This is a genomic window from Methanobrevibacter sp. 87.7 (genome assembly GCF_002208625.1).
GTDB lineage: Archaea > Methanobacteriota > Methanobacteria > Methanobacteriales > Methanobacteriaceae > Methanarmilla.
This window is the reverse complement of sequence record NZ_MRCT01000158.1, coordinates 1-3,764: the sequence shown is the minus strand read 5'-3', so window position 1 is coordinate 3,764 and position 3,764 is coordinate 1. Positions and strand designations below refer to the sequence as shown.

Genomic DNA, 3,764 nt, shown 5'->3' with positions numbered 1-3,764 from the left:
CTATTAATTATTATCTTATAATATTTTTAGATTAATATTTTTAAATTATTAAATTTTATAAAAATAAGTACTTATAAATATAGTTTACATTATAATCTATGAATTACATAATTATAATTATAATAAATTATTATCATATTTTTGTATAATTATAATATTTTTTTTAATATTATTTTTAAAAATATTACTTTTCATATGCTCTCGGGCTTGTCCTTTATATATGAAAATTGAAACTATTATATAATTTATGTGAGGGTCTGGTATGGACGAAGAAATTAAAAAAGAATATGAAAAAATAAAAGATAAGATATCTGAAGAAGATTTTCTTAAGCTTTTAGAAGAAAAAAAGGAATCATATGGTGATGTAGACTTTATGGATGATATAGACATTGCCCGTTTAATCACTGGAGAATATATCACTGAATCTGTTGAGTCTAAAACTGATGGTGTTATAAATAAACTTGAAGATTTAGAAGTAGGTCAGGATCATATTAGTGTAATTGGTAAAGTAATGTCTATAGCAAACCAAAAATCATTTAAAACAAGAAAAGGAAATGAAGGAAAACTTTGTAATATTACTATTGCTGATGATACAGCAAAAATAAGAGTTACTTTTTGGACAAATAATATTCCTTTATTAAATAATTTTAATGAAGGAGATGTTATTCAAATTAATAATGTACAGGTTAAAGAAGGATTCAATAAAAATACTGAAATTCAATTAGAAAACAATGCTACTGTCCATGTATTAAATGCTGATGATTATCCAGATTTCCCAGAATATAAAGAAAACATTACTGATATAGGATCAATTTCTCTCAATGATGATAAAGTTAATGTCATTGGAAGAATTGCAAGATTAGGTCGTATTAATACTTTTAATGGCCGTAATGGTGAAGGTAAAGTAACTAATTTAAAAATTCAAGATGCTACTGGTAGTATACAATATACTTTATGGAATAAAGATGTTGATTTAATAGATACTTTAAATCTTGAACAAGGAGATTCTATTAAAATTTTAAATGCTAGTGTAGGAGAAAATCGTGATGAAATTACTTTAACTCATAGAAACAGTAGAATTATTAAAGGCGATTTTGATCTTCCAGATGTTAAAATTTCTCCATTAATGAAAATTGGCGATGCTGAAGAAATTAATGATGTAACTTTAATAGGTATAGTATCTAAAATTCAAGATGTTATAACATTTAAACGTAATGATGGAAATGATGGTTTTGTTCGTACTGTTGAAATAACTGATGATACTGGTTCTATTGGAGTAAGTCTTTGGGGTAATGATACTAAATTAGACCTTAAAAAAGGAGATATTCTAAAAATTGTTGGAGCTAATATTCAATATGATGATTATTCTTCCTCTGGTTATAAAGTAAATACTACATGGGAAACAAGTATTACAATTAATCCTAAAGAACCTGCAGATTTAATTGAATTCTTAAAAGAAAATTATGCTGGTAGTTTTGGACCAATAAAAATCGAACAAGTTCAAAGTATAGATGAAGATAATGAAGAAGTTGATATTTGTGGTCGTGTAATTACTATTGGAGATACTAGAGAATTCCAAAGAGATGATGGATCTATAGGTAAAGTAAAATCAGTTGATTTTGCTGATGAAACTGGATTAGTTACTTTATCTTTATGGGATGAAAAATCTGAAAAAGAATTAAATGTAGGTAGTGCTTATTTAATTGAGAATGCAAGAACTCGTTTAGGAATGTATGATATTCAATTAAATGTTGGTAAAGCATCAAGAATTATCAAATTAAATGATGATGAATCTAAATATATTGCTTCACTTGATACTCTTGAAGAATTAATATATGAACATAAAAATATCTCAGAATTAGATGAAGATGATCAAAATATAAAAATCGTTGGTAGAATCTTATCTGTTAGTCCTATAAACAATTTTGTAAAATCAGATGGTAGTGAAGGTTCAGTTAGAAATATTGAAATTGCTGATAATACTGGTTTTATTAGGGTAGCTATATGGAGTCCTAATCCTGATTCTGAATTTAAAGTATCTGATCCTATTAAAATTATTAACCCTCGTTTTAATTTTAATGGTGATACATTAGAATTAAGTTTAAATGGAAGTACCGGTATTTCAAGTCCTACTGATAAAGAAATAAAAGCTTTACCATCATTTGAAGAATTACAAGATATTATCTATGTATCTAAAACACTTGATTCAGTTGAAGAAGAAGATAGAAATATTAGAATATCTGGTATGCTTAATAATCTTTCAGCAAATAATCTTTTACTTTCAAAATGTCCTACTTGTAATAGTAGATTAAGTAAAGATGAAGATGGTTATTTCTGTGAGTATTGTGGAGAAGAAGTTGATGAACCTAAATATACATTAATGCTTCCAGGTATGATTTCAGATGATACTGGTGAAATGCAAATTACATTTTTCGGTAAATTAGTAGAAGAATTACTTGAACTTAGTCAAGATGAAATTGTTGATATTGTTTCAAAAGAAGGAGATATTGGTCCTTTAGAAGGTAAAGTTGAAAATCTTGAAGGAATGCATATAGATTTAATTGCTGATGTAAGATTCAATGAATTTGATGAAGAACTTAGATTAAATCCTAAAAAGATTATTTCTAAATCTTTTTAATTTAAATATGAATAAATAAATTTAATAATGTGAGGAATAATTATGGTAGAATTAGAAGATTTACCAAATGTTGGTGAAAAAACTGCTCAAAAATTAAGAGATGCTGGTTTTGCTGATATGATGAGATTAGCAACAGCTACTGCTAAAGAATTATCTGTTAAAGCTGAAATTGGTGAAGGTGTTGCAGAAAAAGTTATTGAAGCAGCACGTAAGTCAGAAAAAATTGATTTTGAAACAGCTTATGATGTAATGGAAAGAAGAAAAAATGTTGGTCATATTACTGTTGGAAGTCAAGCTTTTGATGATTTAATTGGTGGTGGAGTTGAAACTCAATCAATTACTGAAGTTTTCGGTGAATTTGGATCAGGTAAAAGTCAAATTTCCCATGAATTAGCTGTCACTGTTCAATTACCTGAAGAACAAGGTGGTTTAGATGGTGAATGTGTATATATTGATACAGAAAACACTTTCAGACCAGAACGTATTGAACAAATTGCTAATGGTTTTGGATTAGATGTAGAAGAAGTTTTACAAAAAATTCATGTAGCTCGTGCATTTAACTCTTCTCACCAAATATTAATGGCTGATAAAATTAATGAATTAATTCAACAAGGTAATCCTATTAAACTTGTAATTGTAGATTCATTAATGGCTCATTTCAGAGCAGAATATGTTGGAAGAGAATCTCTTGCAGTAAGACAACAAAAACTTAATCAACATTTACATGTACTTCAACAAATTGCTAATACTTATAATGTTGCTATATTTATAACAAACCAAGTACAAGCAAGACCTGATGCTTTCTTTGGAAGTCCAACTAAAGCAACTGGTGGACACGTTTTAGGACATGCATCAACTTATAGGATTTGGCTTAAAAAAGGTTTAGCAGGTAAAAGGATTGCTAGACTTGTTGATAGTCCTCATTTACCTGAAGGTGAATGTGTATTTAAAATCACTAATGAAGGTGTAGTTGATTAAATTTTTAATTAATTTTTTATTTTTTTACTATTTTTTAGAAGGTGTAGTTGATTAAATTTTTAATTAATTTTTTATTTTTTTACTATTTTTTATTATTTAATATTTAACTATTCTCTAAATTTTAGTATTGGAAAAATAAGTAATATAT

The 3,764-nt window shown here is 26.9% G+C and carries 2 protein-coding genes; both read left to right on the top strand.

Translation table 11 applies throughout. The features are described 5' to 3' along the window. Nucleotides 1-262 precede the first annotated feature (262 nt). Entirely contained in the window at nt 263-2,638 is a 2,376-nt protein-coding gene (locus BGI41_RS07045) for an OB-fold nucleic acid binding domain-containing protein (RefSeq protein WP_088539883.1), read from the top strand. A 42-nt stretch (nt 2,639-2,680) separates the two neighbouring features. Continuing rightward, nucleotides 2,681-3,616 (top strand): DNA repair and recombination protein RadA, encoded by a 936-nt coding sequence (radA, locus tag BGI41_RS07040; protein ID WP_088539881.1) that lies wholly within the window; start codon nt 2,681-2,683, stop codon nt 3,614-3,616. Nucleotides 3,617-3,764: the final 148 nt, after the last annotated feature.

What these genes read in the sequence shown, in the direction of transcription:
- BGI41_RS07045 (WP_088539883.1), top strand. Translation starts at nt 263, where the DNA reads ATGGACGAAGAAATTAAAAAAGAATATGAAAAAATAAAAGATAAGATA.
- radA (WP_088539881.1), top strand. Translation starts at nt 2,681, where the DNA reads ATGGTAGAATTAGAAGATTTACCAAATGTTGGTGAAAAAACTGCTCAA.